The sequence below is a fragment of the Stieleria magnilauensis genome (assembly GCA_007753675.1).
GTDB lineage: Bacteria > Planctomycetota > Planctomycetia > Pirellulales > Pirellulaceae > Stieleria > Stieleria magnilauensis.
Genome location: CP036432.1, coordinates 652649 through 674633 on the forward strand (window position 1 = coordinate 652649; position 21985 = coordinate 674633).

Here is a 21985-nt window from a genome sequence, read left to right on the forward strand (position 1 = left end):
CCGCCAACGGTTTGTCGTTTGTATCGGCCGTTTGACACCAAATGGGGTAGTTATTGTTAGCGTCAGGCCGCGAGCCGCCCTGCCCCGCCTCACCGACCACGCAGGTCGGAAAGTTTTCGCGTTTGTTCGATCACTGAATCTCCCTCGATGTCGCGGATCTCGAAGCTCAGCGTCGGATCGGCTGATTCCCAATCGATCGTCAGTAGGCCGTAGTTCTCTTGATGGTACGTCGACTTGCTGACGCGAAAGACGTTGTCGGTGGGAGTGCCCCGCGGGTGCAACTGGTTCAGACTGCTGCACGTGATGTCGTAGATCGGATATGGCGTCTTCTCGACCAATGCCGACACCTCGGACCAATGACGGTCGCCGCTGATGAAGACGACTCCGTTAGCATTGGTGTCGCGGATCAAATTCAACATGCGTTCTCGCTCCAGCGGCAGATTCGCCCAGCATTCCTGGCCCGCGTCCTGGGCGACGAATTGAATGCTGGAAACGATCAGACGTACCTCGGCGGGCCGGCGCAGTTGTTCATCAAGCCACCGCCACTGGGAGTCACCGAGCATCGTCTTTTGGGTATCTGCATCAGGGTAATAAGGACCGCCGACACGTCGTTCGCCCTTCTTCAACGGAGACCGAAAGAATCGCGTGTCCAGCATGATGACTTGCAACCGTTTCCCTTCCGGCCCGAAGATTCTCGCGTCATAGATGCCCGGCCGTTGGCGGAGCGGCGAGTTGGCCGGGACGTTCCAAAAGTCGAGGAATTCCCGCTGTGATGCCTCGCGTTGGGGATAGTCGGCGCCTCCATCGTTGACACCAAAATCGTGATCGTCCCAAGTGGCCATGACCGTGCAAGTATCGACCAGCGATGCAAAACCGGGGTTGTCCGACAATGTCTGGTACTTGTTCCGCATCACCGTCATGTCATCGGTGTCGGCATAGATGTTGTCGCCGGTGAACAGCAGCAGCTGAGCTCGCTCGGCGGCCATGGCGGAAAAGATCGGCGTGGGTTGATCCTGTTTGATGCAGGAACCAAACACGACCCGCGTGACTGCCGAGGAGTGGATTGGATCCGCAGCAAGGGCGGACGCCGCCGCAGGTATCAAGAGCGAGGCGGCGAGAAGGAGGGTTTTTAACATGATGGGGGAGGAACGGTGGGGGCAAGACGATGGGGGCAAGACGATGGGGGCAAGACGATGGGGGCAAAACGATGGAAGGCAGTAGGAGGGAAGGCAGAATGATACGGGGCAGAATAATGGGGCGGCAGGTGGATGGGGTGGCAGGTGGATGGGGCGGTCGATCGCTGACGTTGGGAGGGGGAATGCCGCGGGGGAAGAGTTTAATAACCCAATGCGATGCCGTCCTTGCGAGCTTCGGTGGCTCCATGCAAGACGTTGTGTTGCCAATCAATGAGAATTCCTTGGTATCCACCATAGCTGCTTCGTTCACGCGAAACGCTATGCCCCTTCGCTTCCAACTCTGCCACCGCCTCGTCGGTGATTCCTGATTCGACATGCAGCACTCCGGCTCCTTCGGCTGGCGTTCCCGTCGGGCGGGCACTTCCGACGTGTCGCACGCGGGCGGCGTCACCGGCGGCTTGAACGTTCATCCCGAAGTCGATCAAGTTGACGAGGAGTTGGACGTGCCCCTGCGGTTGCATGTCACCGCCCATCACGCCGAAACAGAAATAGGGTCGATCGTCTCGCGTCACCATGGCCGGAATGATCGTGTGAAACGGACGCTTGCCAGGTTCAAGTCGATTCAAATGGTCCTCGTCGAGTGCGAACAGGGCGCCGCGATTTTGCATTGCAAATCCCAGGTCACCGACGGTCATCTGGCTGCCGAACCCGTAATAGATGCTTTGGATCAACGAACAGCAATTCCGATCCTTGTCGACCACCGTCAGATAGACGGTATCGCCGGAGATCAATTTCGGATCGCCGGCGGGAACATCCGCGAGCGATCGGTTGGGATTGATTCGAGCCGCTTGCCGGCGGCCGTATTGCTTGGAGATCAGTTGATCGACCGGGACATCGGCAAAGTCCATGTCGGCATAGAATTTGGCTCGATCGGCGAAGGCAAGTTTTTTGGCTTCGGTCAACCAGTGCAGGTATTCGGGGTGTCCCGGGGAATACTTGGAGAGGTCGACGGTTTCCAGAACGTTCAGCATTTGCAATGCCGCGATGCCTTGACCGTTGGGCGGTAACTCCCAAACACGATAGCCCCGGTAGTCGGTCGAAACCGGATCGACCCACTCGGCGCTATGGTCACGCAAATCGGCTTCGTCAAGAAAGCCTTCGTTGCGTTTGCTGAACGCGGCAATCTCATCGGCGACTTCACCACGGTAAAACGCATTGCCGTGTGTGTCGGCAAGTTTCTGATACGTCGCTGCTAGATTCGGATTGCGGAAGATTTCACCGGCCTTCGGCGCACGCTTTCCATCGATCAAATAGGTCGCGGCGCTGTCGGGGTACTTGAGCAGGGATTCGACCGAATTCGCCCAACCGCCGGCGATGATTTCCGTGACCGGAAAACCCGCTCGAGCCGTTTCGATGCTTGGCGCGAGCAAACGGGATAGATCCCGCGTCCCGAACCGTGATCGCAATGCTTGCCAGCCGCTGACACAGCCCGGCACGCTCCACGACAACGGACCTTCGATGGGGATTTCGTCCAGCCCGCGATCGACGAAGACCTGCCGGTTGATGCGTTTGGGGCTACGACCGCTGGCGTTGAGTCCATAAAGTTGTTTCGTCTTGGCATCCCAGACAATTGCGAACAGATCACCGCCGATCCCACAGCTCATCGGCTCCACTACGCCCAGCATCGCGTTGGCCGCGATCGCGGCGTCGACGGCGTTTCCGCCTTCACGCAAAACATCCAGTCCGGCCTGGCTCGCCAACGGATGACTGGTCGCCACCATGCCGTGCTTGGCAACCGTTTCGCTGCGGCTTTGGTGCGCAAAACCGTGTGGACGATCGTATCCGCCGATCTCGGAACTCGCGTTTGAATCACCCGGCGTTTCCGCTCCGGCTACCACGGCGAACATTGTGACCGCTGAGACAGTGATCAGAAATCGAATGCAAATGGAGTGGGAGCGCATCGTGCAGACTCGACAGATGGGATGGGGTTCGGTGGGACTATCATAACCGGTTCTCGGTGAAGGACGTGGTGCTTGGAGGCGGCGAAACGAGGCAGTGTCAAACGATCGGTGCAGAATGCGGGGAGGCAGAATGATGCGGGGCAGAATAATGGGGGGCAAAACGATGGGGGCAAAACGATAAGAGGAAGAAGATGCGTGAGGCATCCGTGGGTCAGCTGTGCCATCCGTGGGTTTTCCTTTTTTTCGACGGGTGACCACCGATTGAGACGTCCGTGCGGTGCGTTGCCCGTCGCTGCAAGAGGGCGATACACTGGGCTCGACACACTTCAATTCACAACGAGAGAAACAAATGGTCAAGATGACTTTGCGAATGATGATGCTGGCGATGATCATCGTCGGGCTGCGTGATCACAGCAACGCGGAACAGCTTCCGCCCGCCGGTCCGTACGTGTTCGGTTACACCGATCAACTCAGCTACGTTCCCGGCGATACGGTTGCGTTTCACCTCTCGTCCAATCAGCCAACGGTCGATTTGACGATTTCTCGGGTCGGTGCACAAACCGAACAAGTCCATCAGGAAGTCGGCGTGGCCTGTGCGGCCCATCCCATTGCTGATCGGGCGTCGTCGGATGGTTGTGACTGGCCGGTTGCCTGGACGATGCCGATCCCCAGTGACTGGAAGAGTGGCTACTACGAGGTCACGGTGAAGGCCGGTGGAGATGCCGGCGCGCAAGGCTCATTGTTCTTCGTCGTCCGCGCCGGCGATTCGCAGCCGAAATCAAACATCTTGCTGCAACTGTCAACGAATACCTACAACGCGTACACAAACTGGGGCGGACACAGCCTATACAGCTACCACGACCGCGACGGTTTGCAGGGCCATCAGGTTTCGTTCGATCGCCCGATCGGTTCACAATTCGGTAAGTGGGAATTGCCGTTCGTGCGTTGGGCGGAAACGAATGGGTATTCGATCGACTACGCGGTCAACAGCGATTTGGAGTTTCACCCCGAGATCCTGGCCGATTACCGGCTGGTCTTGAGCGTCGGGCACGACGAATATTGGTCTTCACCGATGCGCGATCATCTGGAGCGTTTTATCCGTGAGGGCGGTAATGTTGCGTTCTTCAGTGGCAATACCTGTTGTTGGCAGGTGCGCAGCGGAAACAACGGGCGAACGTTGACCTCATGGAAACAGACGCCCAACATGGACCCGTTGTATCGCACGGGCGACCATCGTTTGCTAAGCACGGCGTGGAGCCACCACCTGGTCGGACGACCCGAAAATGAATTGACCGGAGTTGGTTTCTTGTGGGGCGGCTACCATCGCAGTCACGGCCAGTTCATGGAGGGTTCGGGCGCGTTTACCGTCCATCGCCCCGATCATTGGTTGTTCCAGGGAACAGGATTGAAACAAGGCGATGCGTTCGGTGGAAAGGACAGTATCGTCGGCTACGAGTGTGACGGATGCGAAATGAAGTGGATCGACGGAGTTCCCGTTCCCACACACAACGACGGGACGCCCAAGACGTTCCAAATCCTGGGGACCTGCGAAGCGCGATGGGCACCGGGCGACAGCTATTGGTACGATCGGTTTCCGACCGATCGAGTGGGTGCGGCTGTCTTGGGATCGTACACGTCCGCCGGCGGTGGCACGGTGGTGACGACCGGCACAACCGATTGGGCGCACGGGTTGCGCGGCGGCGACGCCGCGGTGATTCAGATCACGAAGAACATTTTGGATCGATTGTCGCAGTAGCGTGCGTTACGTGAAGACCATGCGTGTCGGCATTTCAGCGGGACGCGTAAGCGAGCGGCGCGTAGTGTGTTTCGGTCACGCGCCACTGGCTGACGCCACGTGCTGGCAGTGTGTGTCGGCATTTCAGCGGGACGCGTAAGCGAGCGGCGCGTGGTGTGTTTCGGTCACGCGCCACTGGCTAACGCCACGTGCTGACGCCACTGGCTGACGCCACGTGCTGGCGCCACATGTCGGCAGCTTCCCTCACGTGATCAAGAGTGAATCGACGCACAGGACGTGCTTTTCGTCGTTGGGATCCAATAGGACGCGCACCGGAGCGTTTTGGTCGGCGAGCGATTTCGCCCGCTCGATCCCTGAATAAACATTGGCGGTCGTTTTCCGCGTCTGCCCGCCGATGTCGTAGCTGATGTGCAGCACGTAGCGACGTCGACTGTTGATTTCTGTGTTGGTCCGCTCGACACGCTCAATCCTGCCCGTTTGGACGGTGCCTTGGCGAAGCAGCCGATGTTTCCGCTTGCCGTGCCGAATCGACAAGAACAACATCAAGCCACCGGCAAGCAAGAACATTGCGGCGAAGGGAATGGCGAAGAGACGGTCGTTCCCTTGCAGCACCAAAAAAATTAAGACAGGGACGACAACACCGGCGACAGAAAACACGACTCCCATCGCAATCAGCATCTTCACATCTGGAATCACTTGGCGTTGCATCCCGGCGGGGATGTCGAGTCGCGGGACCGGTTGGGCAAGGAACTGTTGGACTTCGTCGCTGGACAACGCGATCCGATCGAGTTCCTTGCGGAGAATCCGCCCGGCGATTCCGCCCATGTTTTCCGCGGCCGCATAGGCGTCTTGAACCTGGGCTTCACGATTGATTTCGGGGTGCCGGTCAAGTTCCTTTTCGCCCGCTTGCAACAGCCGAAAGATCTCGACCGAGGTGTTCAGGAATTCATCCAATTCCTCGCTCTTGCAGACGTGCCCCTGCTGGAAGACGGCGATGCAACTCCGGTTACCACGCGCGCTCCAGCCGGCGTGTCGGGAAAAGTATTCACGCAGCTCTGGTGTGAACAGGATGCGGACCGCCTTTTCATTCCAAGCATGGAGCATGTAGTCGGCGGAGAATTTTGGCGAGTCGTTGAAGTTGACATCGTTCATCGCCCCGATGGCTGAAAAGACCATTCCGGCGATCCCCTTCCAATGTGGGAACAGCGCGAATTGGGGGACATTGATGTCCTCGTCCAGCACGGTCACCGTCTGACGGACGCGCTTTGACGACTGGGAATCGGAACCGGAAGTCCGATAACTGATCTCCGCGAGAATGAGCTTCACGCCGTCCAGTTCGCGAGACTCCCGATGTTTGACAGCGACGTTTTCGCAAAACAACTCTGAAAGCGCTTCGGCCAGCGATTCGGCGTGTCGATTCATTGGGACTTTGAAGGACTGGGAAACGAAAGGAGCGACTCCGGAACCTGTTCGGGCCATGGTCCGCTGATTCTAACGTTTCTGATCCGCGCCGATGTCTGTTCGCGGTTGTGGAAGAAACCGAACACCATGTCGCCGACTTGCGTTTGTGGTTCTTGGTCAAACACCGATTCACCGTTCAGCATGATTTCGAGTCGGGTTCCCCGGCGTGTCAATTCCACTCGGTTCCATTGCGAGTCCTTTAACGGCAACGCCTTGGGTTCTGCACCGGGCAGGGGGACTTCGAACCCTTTGGGAATCGTCCATGCCGTGTGTGGGGCGCTCATCCAATGCAGATGCAAAGCTGTCGGCCGCATCATGTAGGCAATCCGCCCGATCGTGGGGTGGGCTTCCGTTTTTCCTGCTTCATAGAAAAAATCATAGGAGATCGTTTCTCCATCACCGAGTGGACGTTCATAGTGGATGCTGTTCTGTCCATTGAAGCTTTGTGGCAGGACCTTACCGCTTTGCAATTCGCCGTTTTGGACCGTCCAGGCAAGATCAGCAATCCGGTCCGGTTTGGGTGCCGATCGATAACGTTGGGGAGCATTTCCATCTTTGTCCTGTTGATCCAGATTCACGTCAGCGGTTGGCAGTTTGGCGCCGAAATACTGTCCCGACCAACCCCGAAGCGTGTCGTCGGGAATCAGGTCCACGTGACGAGGAATTTGGGGGTCTCCGGTGATCTTGATGTTTCGGACGGAGGTGCGTTTATCCCCGGCCAGCATCATCGCGATCCAGGGGGAATGGTTTTTCCGGGGCTCACGGTAGATCAACGTGTCGTTGACGTGATAGCTGAGCGATTCGTCATCCAGCGTCACGCTGCAACGATTGAATTCGTTTTGTTTGGTTGCGTCGGAGTAGAAACGCACCCAGTCGTTGCTGTTTTGCGATTTCACATAGACACTCTTGTTGTGTGCCAGCGCGGCGAACTGAAGCCCGTCAAACACCAGTTCCGATTCTCTCCATCCGCCGTCTCGTGTTTCGACCTCAATGGTGAAATTGCCTTGTAGCGGATAACGGAACCACAGAAAGTCGCTGCCAAAGCCACACACATGATGGACTTGATTCTGGCCGTCCGACACCCAGATCGGCGGCGTTTTTCCTTCCGAAAAATCTTTGGCGCTGGCGTGCGTCGCACGAAGCCAGTGCGCCAGGTCATCGGCCGAACGCAGGGGCGACGTCTCCGCCCAGCCTCGCGCGTGTTCATAGCGCGCCACCCACGGCATCAAGTAGCCGCGTGATTGTGTGTGCGTGTGACCGATCAGGGCCTTTGTCACCTTCTGGGAGAACTCCTTGTGTGTCGGGTCGGCCGCCAAGATTGATGCGAGTTGAAGTTCCGCCAGCGGTGCCTGTGATGCCGGCGTTCCTTCACCCGGCTGAATCGAATCCAGATGCGTCGTGATATCGAACAGGAGGTTCGGTTCGACGGGTTGCTTCATCGCAGCCAGACAGATTGCCATCGCCGTGTGTGCTCCGGCACGCCCGTCCGATTGTGCTTTTTGCAATCGTTTCAAAAGATCATCTTTCGCATCGATCTCCATCGCCAGTCGAGCAAGCGAGTAGTAGTTCGTCGCGATCGGGAGCGACAGATCAGGAACGGGCGGAAACGGCGGGTAATAACCACCGACCGACGGGGGAATCCAGGTCGGCAACGGTTCACGTCGGGTCAGCGTCCGGATCGAATTTAGCGGGCCATCGCCCTGGAAGGTCCAATCGGCCAGGATCTGGTAGGCCGCATTGCGATCCGGAAGGGCTTGAATGGACTCCAATGCCCAGCAACCGACCCAGTCATTATCACGGTCGAAGCCTTGGGCGAAGCCGCTTTGACGCATCGCCAGGTACGTCAACGCTTGATCGAGTCGTCCTTTGGGCAGCAACAACTGGGCGACTTTTTCCAATTGGCTCAAACGTCGCGTGACGCGGCTGCTGATTCCGCTATAGCGGTCGTTGTCGTGCTCGGTCAATTCAAGGTAGCTGTTGATCGATGCGGCGACATACTCTTGCTTCATTCCATGATCCAGCGCCTGTTTGGCCAGGTGCAAAGACAACGTATCAAACGGTTCGATGTTGGCGTATCGCTGGGACGGCCGGTTTTGGTCGATCAGTGCCAGCCCCAACTCGATCGCACGCTCGCGGCAGTGTGAGTCCTGCAGTGCCATCAGCAACGATTGGATGACCAATTCTTTAGGGAGCGTGTTGAGTGCCGTGGTGTCAACGGCTTCGTATCGTGGCAGTGCTGCTTCGCTCCGTTTGTCATGCAGCAGAACCAGCCCGGCCAAAAGATGCGTTTCGGTATCATCGCCGGGCAGCAACGCCATCAGTTTGTCCGTGCGTTTTGACCAGCTTGCCCGGCGTGCCAATCGATCAAAAACGCTATGGATGACGATTCGATCATCCGCCTTGATCGACACCGGTGTGCACAACGTTCGCTTTCGAGAGCCGGGTTTTCCGAGCGTCAACTCAACGAGTGGGTCGAAAACGAAGTTGGTGTACAGCTTGTTGACCCGCCAGGCTTCATCGAGATCCAAGATGCGTTGTGCCAGTCGGACTTCGTCTGGATCGAGATCGTTGGTTGAAGAATTCGACGAGGTGGTTTGTCGAGGGCGAGCGCTGCCGAGCAACTGTCCCAAAGAGCTTGCCGAGGTGTCTTCCGATTCATCAATCTCGATCGGGCCGGCGGGTGCCGTCACGGCCGTGGCGAATGCGGATGCCGAGATCTCGGGCATGGCGGCTTCGATCGCCGCGTGTGATAGATCCAACAACATCCATTGGCTTGCTGCCAATCCAATCGCCCGTTGCCACAACCGCTGCGCGGTTTCCTGGTCACTTCGCGCGAGTGCCTGTTTGCCCAACGCGGCGATGAAACAGGTTTGTTCGACTTGACTGGCGCCCGGAATGGAATCGAGATCCAACTCCGTAATCTTCTTTCGTGTCGAAATCGTATCCTCGTCGTCAGAGGTTTCGCGGTCGGCTCGCAGCATCAGAGCCATCAGCAACCGCCCCCGTAGGCGATGATTCGTCACCTCGGGGACGTCGGGTGAGTCGCCGGTCCAGCGGTCGATCAGATCATGCAGCGGATGTTGGCGTCCGGCGACATGAGAGACGATGGCGTGGGCGGCGGCGGCGGTATCATCGAGTGGACGCTTCTCGACGAGCGTTTTCATTTGATCGGCCAACTCATTGAGCGAATCCGCGTTCTTCGGATCATCCGCCGCATCCTCCAGCATTTCGATCCACAGCGATGACACCGCGAGTTCGGTAAACGGTTGATCGCCCAGCGTGATCGCAAAATCAACGGCGTTGAGGCCGTCGGTGGTTTCGTTGACCATCGACTTGACGGTTGCCAACCCGCCCAGTTCTCGAACCTGTTCTAGCAAGGCATTTTGCTTCTTTTCAAATTCCTCCTCGCGCCCCGATTGGTAGCGGCCGGATTTCGCGAACAGGGATTTGTCGAATTCGCGAGCGACCCGAAGGGCGTCGGTGGGATAGTCGATTTTCGATAAGAAATCCATCATGGACAGCGTCGATTGGATCTTCTGATAGGCTTCGTACTCGGGGTTGCCGTACTGTTGGCCCGGGGTGCTTTTTGCATTCTCGATCGCTTCGAGCGCCAGTTCACGCGCCCGTGCGTTGTTGCCGATGTCTGCCATGAAATTGCAGATCCGACCCTTCAAGGAATATTTAAAGTCGCGGTTGTTGCGATCGGTCGTGTTTTCCAAAGCGTACTCATAGATCCGTTCGGCCAGCGGCTGCATCGGCGGGTGGCTATCGATCAAGCTGCCGACCAGCCAGAGGACATCGTGCGTCGGTAGGGGATTCAGCTTTTTCTGGACCAGGGGTTCGAGCAATTCGTTGGCTTCGTCGTATTCTTTGTTCGTCGTCAACACCAGCGCGAGCCAAACCTTGCCTTCGAGCCAATCTTCATTCTCTTGCAGCTTGGTCCTCAAAAGCTGCTCGACGGCTTCGACATTTTCCTGGTCTTGAGAGACATGGCGGACAAAGTAGGTCGTCACATTATTGTGCCGGCCGTCACTGCTGGTGGAATAGCCGTTGAAAAGCGTGCCCCATGAATTTCCGTTACCGGACGCATCGATCATGTAACGCGCCGTTCGCATCACGAGATCCCGGTCGGTCAAAATCTTGCTGGCCGACCCCATGATGTTGCTCATCGAGTACATCGAATTGGTGGACGTCGCTGGAATATCGAGCATGGCTGAAAAAAGCGCGCGAGCCTTGTCGACACCATTCGACTCGCGAATCAAATCTCCGCAGATTTCCGAGACACGATGGTCGGTAAACTTCTGCACGCCGACTTCGATCATCAAATCGGCCAGATCACCGAGTCGTTGTTGGGCATCGAAAGGGCGTTTGATTTCGTAAAAGTTTTGGTTGAAGGAATCTTGTTTGCGTCGCAAAAGCTTCAAATAGGCGTCGCAGGCTTCGTCCATTTTGCCGGCCGCCACCAGTTGCTCGGCGGTTGACTCCAGGGCTCGCGCGCTGTTGACGTCGGTCAGTTCCATGTCGCCGAGCAGCTCCTGCGATTTTGCCGTTTTGCCGGCGGCGACGTACAGTTCGGCCAGCTCGGATCGGATCCGTTGACTCTTGGGGGCCTTTTCGAGTTTTTCTTCGGTCGCCGTGATCAGCGACGTCAATCGTCCCGTCGTCGAGAGCGTTTGCAGGGCGTTTCGACGTCTGACTTGATTGGTCGTCGTGTACCGGTTGCCGGTGCGGCGTGAGGGGGCACTGCGACGCAACAACTCCATCGCCACCTCGGCGGCTTGATCGTTTTCGCCTTGCGCGACGAAGTAGGTCATCAACGATTGCAACTGGTCGGTATTGCTGCCGCCGCGGCTGCGCAGGCGACGGACCAGATCAGAGGCGAGCTGGCGCATGTCCAGTTTTCGCATCAGTTTGGCCAGTTCAATCTGTGCGTCGGTATTGAGTCGAACGCCGAACAATCGCCGCGCCGCCATTTGCGCCCTGTCGCGGTCGCCGATCGCGGCGGCTAATCGTGCCGCGGCGAATTCGCGAACGGCCATCGTGTTCTGGTCATAGACGGTCAACGCATCAATTGCATCGAGAGCCTCGCGTTTGCGGTCTTGTCGCAGCAGCAAATCGGCGGACATCAGACGCAATTCGGGTTCCATCTGGGGCAACTGGGAGGTTGCCAAACGGTTCGCCTGTTCCAATTGATCGATCGCTTCGTCGACACGTTTTTCCCAATACAGCACCGATGCCGTGGCGACGTGACGGTGGATCGCTTCGAGCGGAGACTCGGACGCGTCGATGCCCGCTCGCAGTGAGTCGATCCACTCGTCGATGTGATCGTCCATGCGCTCCCAGACGCTGTGTTGGGCGAACACGAATTGATCGTCCGGACCGAGCCCGGTCGGTGGGAATTCAATACTGATTTGGACATAGCGACCCGCCACCACACGCCCCTGATTCCTGGGGCCACCAATTCCCGTCAATCGAATCGCGCGTCGTTGCAGAGGCTTGGCCGCTTGCTCCTTGAGCACTTCGTCCATTAGGGAAAAGACACGTTGGCGATAGGTTGCATCGCTGGGACCTTTGGACAATCCATCCTCGACGCGTTTGTCGGCGGTGAACAACGAGAGCAATTGAGCCACGGGCGCGTACCCGTAGGACCGTTGGATCTCTTGTCGACGTTCCATCGCTTTTTGCAGCAGCGGCCAGAGTTGTTCATCGGTGCCGTAGGTCGACGTGTGTTGGATCGCCGCGACCAAGCCGTCCGAGTCAGCGTTTTCGATAACCGTTTTGAGATGTTGTTGAAAGTATTGATCCGCGTCGTCCTCTCTGCCCGCGATCCGAAGTTCGGAACCATAAATCATCTGCCACGACACGCCACGGCCATACTGGTCGGCGAGGGACTCGTCCGGTGAATCCGCTTTCGATTTCAGCCAATCCATCCGGTCATCAGCGAGTGTTTGTAATTCGATGTCGCTCCGTTGGGCGTAGCTCATGCGATTGATGAACAGACTGGCCAGCTGCGACATCCCGATCTCTTGGTCGACTTCGGCCAAACGCCAGATCGGCGTCCACTCGGTGGGATTTTGGGGACTCATAAACGAGGTTTGCTGGACCGATGCCGCGATGGTGGCGGTTTCGTACCAGGTCCAAACTTGATCGGTCGTTGCATCGCCGGCCATCGCGGTTTTTTCAAGCGTTGCGAGGTGGTCCTTGATGGCCGACCCTTGGGTGGCCATGTGTTTCAGTTGGCAATAGCGTGCCATCAATTTTGCGTGGCCGAAATCCATCGGTTGGGGCAGCGACATCGTCGATTGGTAACCGTATCGATCATCAACGATCTGATAGAACTGATACATGTTCTGAAGTCGCCCGACTTGAATCGACGGTCGGGTGTAGGTCTGGCCTGTGCCGGTTCGCACCGTCCGCTCGTACGGTTTTCCGCCGTCGGGCAGCGTGGTGTCATCGAGGTCCATGGCGATCAAGCGGTCGGCGGTCTGTGCGGCGGTCTCCCATTCACCTTCGTCGGCTTGCAGCACCATCAGCCGGAACCGAGTTTCCCAGTCGTCATTTTGCCGATCGAGAATCTGGGTGGCGAGCTTGATCGCCGTTTCGATTTCGCCGGCCGCGTAGAGACGATTGATGTTGCGCGCCAGTTGCGTGGGATCCGAGCTGGTCTCGGTCATGCGAAACCACAACGTCTGTGCTTCGTCGACTTCGCCGATATCGATCAGCAGCGACGCGAGTCGGGCTTCGTTCTTGCGATCGGGGGCTAAACGCGTCAGTTGCCGTTGCAGTGCGACCGCCTGGTCGTACTCGCCGGCTTGTTCGGCCAGTGACACCAAGCGTTCCAACAGCAACGTGTCGCGACCGTCTTCGGCCAGCAGTCCTTCGAGGGCCTGGCGTGCCAGTCCCAGGTCGCCTGCTTGTTGGTGTGCCGTCGAGATCAGGTCGATCGTGGTGCGTCGATCGCCGGACTCCCGCCCGCGTATTTCCAGCCGGGTGATCAATTGATCCAGCCGATTGGTCCGCAGGTACAGATCGGTCAGCGTGGTAACGATGTTGCGTCGATCATCGAGGTCGTCGGCGCTGTCCAGCATCTTCCAATACAGCTCGATCGCCTGATCGGTCTTGAAATCCTCGGCCAGTTGGCTGGCGAGCATTTGTTGAGCCTCGTTGCTGCGTGGATTCAGCCGCGCGCAGCGTCGCAGCGTGTCCAGACGTTGATCGACCCGTCCGATCTTGCCGCACAAGTCGGCATAGAACCGATAGGCTTCGATGGAACCCGATGAGGCCGCCAACAACTCTTTGCCGACGGCGACGGCTTGGTCGGTTTCACCGACTCGCAAATGCAGCGAAGAGAGTTTCTGCAGGTGTCCGTTGCGAAATTTCGAATCGGTTTCGGCCAGCAAGCGACGCTTTTCGATCGCCAAGGGAAGCCGCCCGGAGTCCTCGTACATTCGCGCCGCGATTTCCAACGCATCGATCGAGTTGGGGGCGCGATCGAGTGCGTTTTCAATCGCTTCAAGCGCCTCGGGGATTTTTCCGGCGGCGTTGAACAGGATGGCCAGACGTCGCCAAGCGTCACTGTCACTGCCTTCGGCCTCGGCTTCGGCGCGGGCTTGCTCGATCCGCTGCTCCAGTTTGCCCGAGGCTTGATAGGTCTTCAACTCGGCGGCGAACACCCGCTCGCGTTCGTCAACATTTTCGGTCGCAGCGGCGGCCAAGGCGATTTGTCCCAATGCCGCATCGTATTGTTCGGCATCACGCAGCCATTCAGAATACCGCAGGCGATCTTCAATCGTGGGGTCCAACGCACAGGCTTCGGACATCACCTTCAAGGCTTCGGTCGGTTTGTCAAATTGGTGGTAAACCTCAGCCAATCGGATCAAATTGTTTTGATTGCGGAGCTCACCTTCGACCAGCGACCGCCAAACCTCCATCGCTTCGTCTTCGCGTTTGAGCCCGTGCAGGTATTCGCCGAGATACTCTTTGTATTGCGGTTGGCTGGGGGCGAGCGTGATGGCGGCTTGGTACTGCGCGATGGCGTCATCGACCAATTCTGCGCCACGCAACAGATCGGCGACCTGGGACTGAACAACGGCATCGTCAGAGCGGGATTTCGCCAATCGTTTCCAAACGTCGGCGGCCGCTTTTGTGCGAGCTTGTTTGGGTTGTTTGCGGTTTTCGATCAGGATTTGGCCCCACCGCACGAAGTGATCCGGGTTGTTCGGTTCCAACTTGATCAGCGTTTCGTATTGTTGGGCCGCATCGACGTAGTTTTCTGCGGCGACGTGAGCGTTGATCAATGCCAATCGTGGCGCGGGATCGCTGGGCGCGAGTTCGATCGCTTTTTCGAACCAGGACAAGGCTTCGGGGCCACGGCCTTGGATCGACAGCGTTCGTGCGAGCCGAATGACCGCACCCAGATCTTCGGGATGGTCGTCGACCCACGTTTGGTAATACTCCGCCAGACCGGCATAGTCACCGCTGGACAGGAACGTGGCTTCGATTCGACGGCGAGCTTCGTCGTACAGGTAGCTGCCCGGACGAAGTTTCCCGAGCAGCGTTTCGAATTGGCCGATCGCGGTCGCGCGGTCACCTGATTGGGCGCGAAGATCGGCGGCGCGCATCGCAAACACGATTTTGTCATTCGGCGTGCGGGCGTCTTTCGCCAGGGCGTCATACCGTGCCAGCGCACCTTGCACGTCGCCTTCTTCGATCATCACACGGGCGATCCGTTGTCGAACGCCATCGTCGCCCGGAAAACTTTCCTCCAGTTGCGTCCAGATCCGCAACGCATCGTCCGTTTTTCCGGCGCGTTGGTACAAGCGACCGAGTTGACCGGCGAACTTCAGATGGTCTTGTCGGGACGGTTTCAAATCGATCGCCCGCTGCATCGCTGCGGTCGCCTCGTCCGTGCGACCGACCATCAACAGGGCTTGTCCGTGGTAGTAGGCGGCCAGCGGGTTGTCGGGCAATTTTGCTTCCGCTGCAGCCAAAGCTTCGATCGCAGCGGCGTCTTCGCTGCGTTGCAGTTGCAGCAACCCCGCGACCATCCAGTGACGGCCGGACTCATCCTCGTCGGTCGCGGCTTCGGCCTTGTCGGTCAAGCGGTCAATCAACTCGCCGATGTCACCGACGCCGATGTGGTACCCGAACACGCGGTCCAGCGCGGTTCCCGTGTTGGGCCGTCGCAACAACACTTCCAAGAACTTTTCCGCGGTGATCCGTTCACGCTGTTCTTCCGCCGAAAGTGCGGGCTCTTGGGCGGGGCACTGGACCGTGAAACAGGCACCGGACAAGAGCAATACCAAGCAGAGGACGGTGTGCTTCCATTGCCCGCCGCTCCTGGCGACGAGGTGTTTGACAGCGTTGGCTGTAAGGCAAAGCATCCGATAGGTCTCCTGGCTCAATGAGATCGTGGGTCGTCGCCGTTCTGGGAACCACCTTGTAGAGCTACAGGCTATCACAGACCGAGGGCCGGAATGGGGCAGCGGGAATTGAAACGACAAGAAAATCGGGGGCAAGAGAATCCAAGGCGGGAAAAGAAAAAACGCCGCGAGCCCGATGCCGCTAAATCGGGATCAATGGAGATCCCTGGATGCGGGGGCGAATCGGTTGATATCAAATCCGATCCGTCATCGGATTAAATCAACGTGCCGCATGCGCGTCGCATCGGTGCAACGCTATACTGGATTCTGGACGCACGCGTCACGCTAACTCATAGCCACTTTTCTTCGCATTCCGGTTGTCGCGGAGCTATTCCGTTTGTCGAACTCCTTCGAAGACTCCTCGACGCGTTCTTATCGTGAAGATGAGTTTATCATCTCGGATGAACTGCAGGCTTTGCTCGATCGCTGGGAAGCGATGGTGGCCGAGGGGATCGACGTCACGACCGAGCAATTGTGTGACGGTGACCATCATCTCACACAGCAATTGCGGGACTACGTCGCTTGGCTGGAGGTGTCTTCTCGCTTTGAACGTCCTGCTGCGGCACCCGTACCCGAATCGATCGGCCGCTACAAGATTCTGTCGGAAACCTCCCGTGGCGTGTACTCGGTGGTTTATCAGGCCGAGCAGCGGTTTCCGGCGCGGAAGGTCGCACTCAAGCTGCTGCACGACATCACCGCTCGACCGAGAATCAAATCGCGATTTCAATTGGAAGTCGAAATGCTGGGGACGCTTCGCCACCCCAACATCGCCAAGATTTTTGACGCCGGTGTCGCGGAGGTGTTTGGCGCACCGCGGCTGTACTTTACGATGGAATGGGTCGAGGGGACGGATGTCCTGCGTTTCGTTCAGTCCAAACAGATGACGTCGGATTGGTCGCACCATGACACCATCGCACTTTGTCTGAAGTATTGTGAAGCCTTGTCAGAAGCCCATGCCGAAGGGATTGTGCATCGGGACTTAAAGCCGTCCAATCTGTTGGTCACCCATGACGGTGTTCCAAAATTAATCGATTTCGGATTGGCACGTCTGCGTCGAGACAATGCGGACGAACGTGGCCACGAGTCGACGACCGAGGCTTGGATCGGGACTCGCAGCTACATGAGTCCCGAGCAGTTCAATGCGCAGCCGTCACAGATCGATGCTCGGACCGATGTTTACGGTTTCGCCGTCGTGCTCTATCAACTTTTATCGGGGCAGCTTCCCTACCCGATCGCCAAGAAGTCGATGTGGGAGACGGCGCAGGTCGTCAAAAGTGAGGCGCCCCTGCCGATCGGCCGTCTCGACCGTCGCTTCCGCGGCGATCTTGAGCTGATTCTCGAGACCGCGTTGGCGAAAGAGCCGGCGGAGCGTTACGCCTCGATCGATGCGTTCGCCGGCGACTTGCGAAACTACCTGGAAGGCAAACCGATTTTGGCCCGGCGTCAGAGCGCCGGCGACGCGTTGTGGAAGTGGTGTTTGCGTCACCGCAGGGCGGCTTCGTTGTCAGTCATCGCGTTGGCGTTGTTGGTCACGTTGGCCGTCACCGCCGGCGTCGCCGCCAGCGTTGCCAACCAACGGGCTCGTGACGTCCGCCAAGCGAATCTGATTCTCGAAGCAAACAAAAAGGCTTTGGAGCGGGCGAACGGGCGTATATCCGATTCCGTTGTCCAGCTTCGACGCACCGCATTGAATCAGACGTTGTTGCGACTGGGGGCGATGTCCCAGCGCGAACCCGACCATGTTGCCGAACAGTTGGCCGACGAAACGATCTGTCCTCCAGATCTTCGTGGCTTTGTTTGGGGGCTGCTGTACGATTCGACGGCCAATGCGATTTCAGGATGGAACGCCGACGACCGAGGGTTGTTGGACGTGGCCATCTCCGATGACGCTTCATGGTTGGTGACCAGCGGGCCGTCGGGCGTCTGTGCCTGGGAAACGACGACGGGTAAGCGGATCGCATCGATCTCAGGACAAATCGAGTCGCCGGCGGTTCGCTTGGCGCTGGATCGTGACACCCGCAGCGTGCTGTTCACTCGGCGCGACGGCAAAGCGGTCTGGTTTGATGTCGATTCCAATCAAACGCAAGTGCTGGAACCATCGTCAACGCATCGAGTGACTGCCCTGGCGACCGTTTCGGGATCAGACGCCTACTTGGTTGGCGATGAAACCGGGCGGTTGGCTTCTTTCAATCGTTTGGGTGGCGAGCAAATCTGGGAACGTCAACTCGATGAATCAGCGATCATCGGCTTGACGGTTGCCGAGGATGGTGATCGGGTCGGCGCGGTGTCGCAGTCCGGTGTGCTGACCATCTGTGACTTGCATCGTGGTGAGCCGATCGAACGTCAACACGCGATCCTGTCCGAAAAGCAGACCGAGCCGTTCTTTCGCGGGCGATACTCGTCCGATTTGCGACTGGCCAGCCTCAGCCGTCGTCTCCACAGCGTCGGCATTTGGGACCTCGCCGCGGACCAGCCGTATCGGATGTGGAGCGATCAGATTTTTCTTCCCGATCTGGACTTCGTCGGAAACGCATCGGGGGCTCCGCGGCCGAGGTTTGTGCAGGCCGGACGCGGGCGTGTCGATCTATGGGGCAGCGACGAAAAACTCGTCACGATCTATCGAAGTGATCGCGCCGGCAGAGTTGGCAACCGCGTGGCGGTGTCCGATCAGCGGCAGCGTGTGGATCTGGAACCATTTACCGTGGATGCCTCGCTGGACGGTGGCAAGGTGGCGATCGGACTGCGGGGAGGAGGGGTTCTGGTTGCGTCGGTCACCCCACCGAAGCTCTACCGAACCTGGACGTCGCTGGGAAGCGTGGTGAGACGACTGGCGTTTTCGCCTGACGGAATGCTGCTGGCGACCTATAGCCCCAACGGAAGGATCGGGATCTATGAAACGGATTCGGGAAACCTGCAGCGACAATGGGACACCGGCACCAAGGAAACCTGTCAACTCATGTTCGCCGGATCGGGCGGCTGTTTGATCACCCGGCAACGAGGACGCAATGTCAAGGTTTGGGATGTCGGCAACGGTCGGCAAATCGATTCCCCCAATACTCCCGGCGGTACGCGAGAGGTCATGCTGGATGAAGACCGATTGCTACTCGGATTCAGCGACGGCAAACCGCTCTGGCAACCATTGGTGCAAACCGACGGAATACTGCGTCTGGAACCTTCCGACGTCAACGTCGAATCGAGACTCTTCCTTTCGGTCAAAGACCGTGCGTCTGGATTGATCGCCACTGCCGACGAAAACAACCTGATCACGCTGTGGCGGGAATCGGAACTTGGCCATTGTGAACGGTTGGCACAACGGCAACTGGCCGACCTGAAGACGATGAAATTCCAGCCCGGCGGCAAGGCGTTGGTCACCGGCACGCTGGCCGGAATGATCTCCGTTTGGTCGATTCCCGAGTTGCAGGAAGTGACGCGTCGTCAACCCAATCCCTCCCAGTTGGGCGAAATCGATTTCGCCCCCGATGGGAAGGTGATGGCGAGCGGCCACTTCGACGGCGAAGTGTTGTTTTGGGACACCGAAACGTGGGAGAACCAATTGGTCGTGCAAACCGACGTCGCACCCATTCGCGATCTGCAGTTCTCACCGACCGGAGATCGACTCGCCGTCGGTGGCAAGGGAGATCACCTCGTGCTGTTTGACGCAGGTTCACTCGCGGCCGAAGAACTGCTCTTCCGACGGTAGGGCGACAAATTCCCAACTGGCCGGGAAAAAGCGAACGATCTCACCCGGGCGGTAGCCTTCCAACAGCAGGCCGCACTGAAGCTGAATCTGCACGCCGCAACAGCCCGGCACCACCGGGACCTGATTTGTTTTCAGGATGTTGCCGCCCTTGCGATCGTTGAGCGGCTCGTAGGTCATCAGCGTCGAGCGGGCGACGGCGAGCGTCCCTTTCGGTTTCTCGTCATCTTTCGCACCGCCGGAGGTTGGCCAACCCAGCGGCTCGGGCACGATGTCATCCAAGCTTTCCAGCAGGCTAATGTCGATGCCATCGAAAAACGTCACGGTGACGGTCGAAGCCTCGTCATCCACCGCGTCGACCCATCCCGGGATGCCGCGTTGGCGAATGTGGTCGTGATGACGCCGTCGCTGGCGGTCGCGCGCCAACTCGCGACTCTCCGGGTCCAACCAGATGTGAAACACACGGCCTGGGCCGTACAGGGTGGCCCAGGTGAGGTTCATTTGCACCTGCTGACCGGGTTGAATGCTTGCCAGCGTGCCGAATCCATGTCCCTGGTAGACCACCGTGCTCTCAAGCAGACCGAACCGCTTGGCATTGTCTTCCGGTTGACCGTCGACCAATAGCGTTGCCGTCAGTTGCATCGTCTGGTGGTCGACGTCCTCCACTCTCCAGACCTGATTTCGCCGGGTGTGGAAACTGAAGTCATCCTCGATTCGAGTGCATTGCCGAAAGTTCGCTTCCGGAGAAATTCGTTGGTGACGCCTGGCAATCGGCGGACGCTTGTCATCCGGATCGGTCGGGTAACACCAGGTATGAAGATGGGTGCCCAGGGGAATGTCCTGTAGCGCCGCGGGCTGGCCGTTGTATTCGATCGAACCGTAGGGCAACATCGTCAGCAACAGCGGCAGATCTTGGACTCCGGCGCCCTGTGAATCATCTCGATCCACGCGAAGGTGTAGCTCGCGTTCGGCGTGATCGACCCAGATCAGCTCTCCTTTGATGCAATGCGCCGAACCTTCGGGCGGAAACTCGCCCTTGACCGGCTGATACCACGGCAGGCTCTTGTCCTGGTTTTCATCGGTGCGGAATCGGATGGCCGCATCACCCGCCAACGCGGCCGTTGAAACCGCCAACGCAACGACCGCCGCAAACAGCAACTCAATCGTCCGCACAAACCTCATGCCACGATCTCCGAGATCGTGCCCAGGCTATCCTGAAACTGATCCACTTCGACGTCCACACGGTGCAACATCGTCAGGAACAGATTGCTGAGGAGCGCCTTGCTGTCGACCGGCCGACCGCAGATCTTGTAGTGGGCGCCGGCGTCAGCGACGTTGTATTGACCGATGACGGGCAGGTTGAAGTCGAGGTGCTGGCCGTGTTTCCAACCGAGCTTGCGTCCGCCGGCCAGGATTGTGGGCAGGTTGGCGTTGCCGTGGCTGTGGCCGTACGACATGCCGCTGCCCCAGAGCACCTGCGTGGTGTCCAACAACGTGCCGTCGCCGTCTTGGTGAGATTTCAACTGGTCCAGGAAATAGCTCAATTGCTCGACGAGAAACGTGTCGGTCTGCGTGAGTCGACGTAGTTGTTCGGGGTCGCCGTTGTGATGCGACAAACCGTGCCGGGTCTGCGAGATCCCGATGTCGGGAATCGCACCACCATTGGATTCACTGCAGATCATGCAGGTGATGACGCGTGTCATGTCGGTTCGCAGCACCAACACCATCAGGTCAAAGAAGATTCGGTGGTACTCTTGGACCCGGCTGATGTCCAGCTTGGCGGTAAAGCGGTTTGCGGCGTCGCTCGGCAGTCCGGGGCGGGGGACGTCCAGCCAGGCATCGGCCCGATCGGTGCGGATTTCCACCTGGCGAACGGCGGTCAAGTACTCGTCCAGTTTGCTGCGATCGGCTGAGCCCATTTTCTGGTTCACCCGCCGGGCGTCGTCCATGACCGCATCAAGAATACTGCCGCGCCGATTCAGTCGCCGGCGAACGACGTCCTTGCCACCTTGTTCCCCCACGAACAGGCGTTCAAAAACCGTCTTGACGTTGCGATCGGCCGGCAGCTGAATGCCGTCGCGTGACCAGGCCAGTGAGTGGCCTTCGATTGCGAGTTCAAGGGAAGGGAATCGAGTCGACGCGCCTTGCACTTCGGCCATCAACTGGTCGACCGAAACGGTGTTGCGAAACGATCCGCCGCTGGACGGAACGTCGGCACCGGTGAGCCACACTTTGTCACAGTTGTGATGTTTCCCCAGCACCATCGGATGGTGCAGGCCACTGATCGGTGTGACATCTTGACGATGTCGTTGGAGCGAGGCGAGCGGCGAGGTGAATTCGAAATCCGCGCCGGCCTTTTCAATCTGCCAGGTCAGCGTGTTGACGCCGTTGGGGATGTAAAGAAAGACACTGCGTTTGGGTTCGGTCGCCGCCGGCAGACCTGCACCGTCCGCCATGCAATCAAGCAGCGGTAGACCGATGCTGGCACCGATTCCCCGCAGCACGTGGCGGCGGTCGAGACGCCAGTTTTTCGTCTGGATGTTCATAGAGTC

Annotated in this window: 8 protein-coding genes; 2 read left to right on the top strand and 6 right to left on the bottom strand. The window is 58.3% G+C overall.

Annotation, left to right across the window (positions count from 1 at the left end; translation table 11 throughout):
• Window positions 1-89 precede the first annotated feature (89 nt).
• Together TBK1r_RS02480 and ggt are read right to left on the bottom strand one after the other, a co-directional pair.
• Window positions 90-1136, bottom strand: a complete 1047-nt coding sequence (locus TBK1r_RS02480; RefSeq protein ID WP_145207373.1) for an alkaline phosphatase D family protein — start codon at window positions 1134-1136, stop codon at window positions 90-92.
• 200 nt (window positions 1137-1336) lie between these two features.
• Window positions 1337-3043, bottom strand: a complete 1707-nt coding sequence (gene ggt / locus TBK1r_RS02485) for a gamma-glutamyltransferase (protein ID WP_419580893.1) — start codon at window positions 3041-3043, stop codon at window positions 1337-1339.
• A gap of 403 nt (window positions 3044-3446) precedes the next feature.
• On the opposite strand from ggt, the gene TBK1r_RS02490 reads away from it, so the two are divergent.
• Window positions 3447-4853 (top strand): N,N-dimethylformamidase beta subunit family domain-containing protein, encoded by a 1407-nt coding sequence (locus TBK1r_RS02490; protein ID WP_419580894.1) that lies wholly within the window; start codon window positions 3447-3449, stop codon window positions 4851-4853.
• A gap of 243 nt (window positions 4854-5096) precedes the next feature.
• Here the strand turns inward: TBK1r_RS02490 and TBK1r_RS02495 are convergent, their stop codons facing one another.
• Entirely contained in the window at window positions 5097-6275 is a 1179-nt protein-coding gene (locus TBK1r_RS02495; RefSeq protein ID WP_145207375.1) for a DUF3592 domain-containing protein, read from the bottom strand.
• Window positions 6272-15697, bottom strand: coding sequence for a DUF1583 domain-containing protein (locus tag TBK1r_RS02500; RefSeq protein WP_145207376.1), 9426 nt, complete (start codon window positions 15695-15697; stop codon window positions 6272-6274). The genes TBK1r_RS02495 and TBK1r_RS02500 overlap by 4 nt, the downstream gene beginning before the upstream one ends.
• Window positions 15698-16073: 376 nt before the next feature.
• On the opposite strand from TBK1r_RS02500, the gene TBK1r_RS02505 reads away from it, so the two are divergent.
• Window positions 16074-19436 (top strand): protein kinase domain-containing protein, encoded by a 3363-nt coding sequence (locus TBK1r_RS02505; RefSeq protein WP_145207377.1) that lies wholly within the window; start codon window positions 16074-16076, stop codon window positions 19434-19436.
• Here the strand turns inward: TBK1r_RS02505 and TBK1r_RS02510 are convergent.
• Both TBK1r_RS02510 and TBK1r_RS02515 read right to left on the bottom strand, forming a co-directional pair.
• On the bottom strand, window positions 19401-20615 hold the full coding sequence (locus TBK1r_RS02510) for a hypothetical protein (RefSeq protein WP_419580895.1): 1215 nt from the start codon (window positions 20613-20615) through the stop codon (window positions 19401-19403). The two genes, TBK1r_RS02505 and TBK1r_RS02510, sit on opposite strands and share 36 nt — an antisense overlap.
• Window positions 20612-21979 (bottom strand): DUF1552 domain-containing protein, encoded by a 1368-nt coding sequence (locus TBK1r_RS02515; protein ID WP_145207378.1) that lies wholly within the window; start codon window positions 21977-21979, stop codon window positions 20612-20614. Before TBK1r_RS02515 ends, TBK1r_RS02510 begins: the two co-directional genes overlap by 4 nt.
• Window positions 21980-21985: the final 6 nt, after the last annotated feature.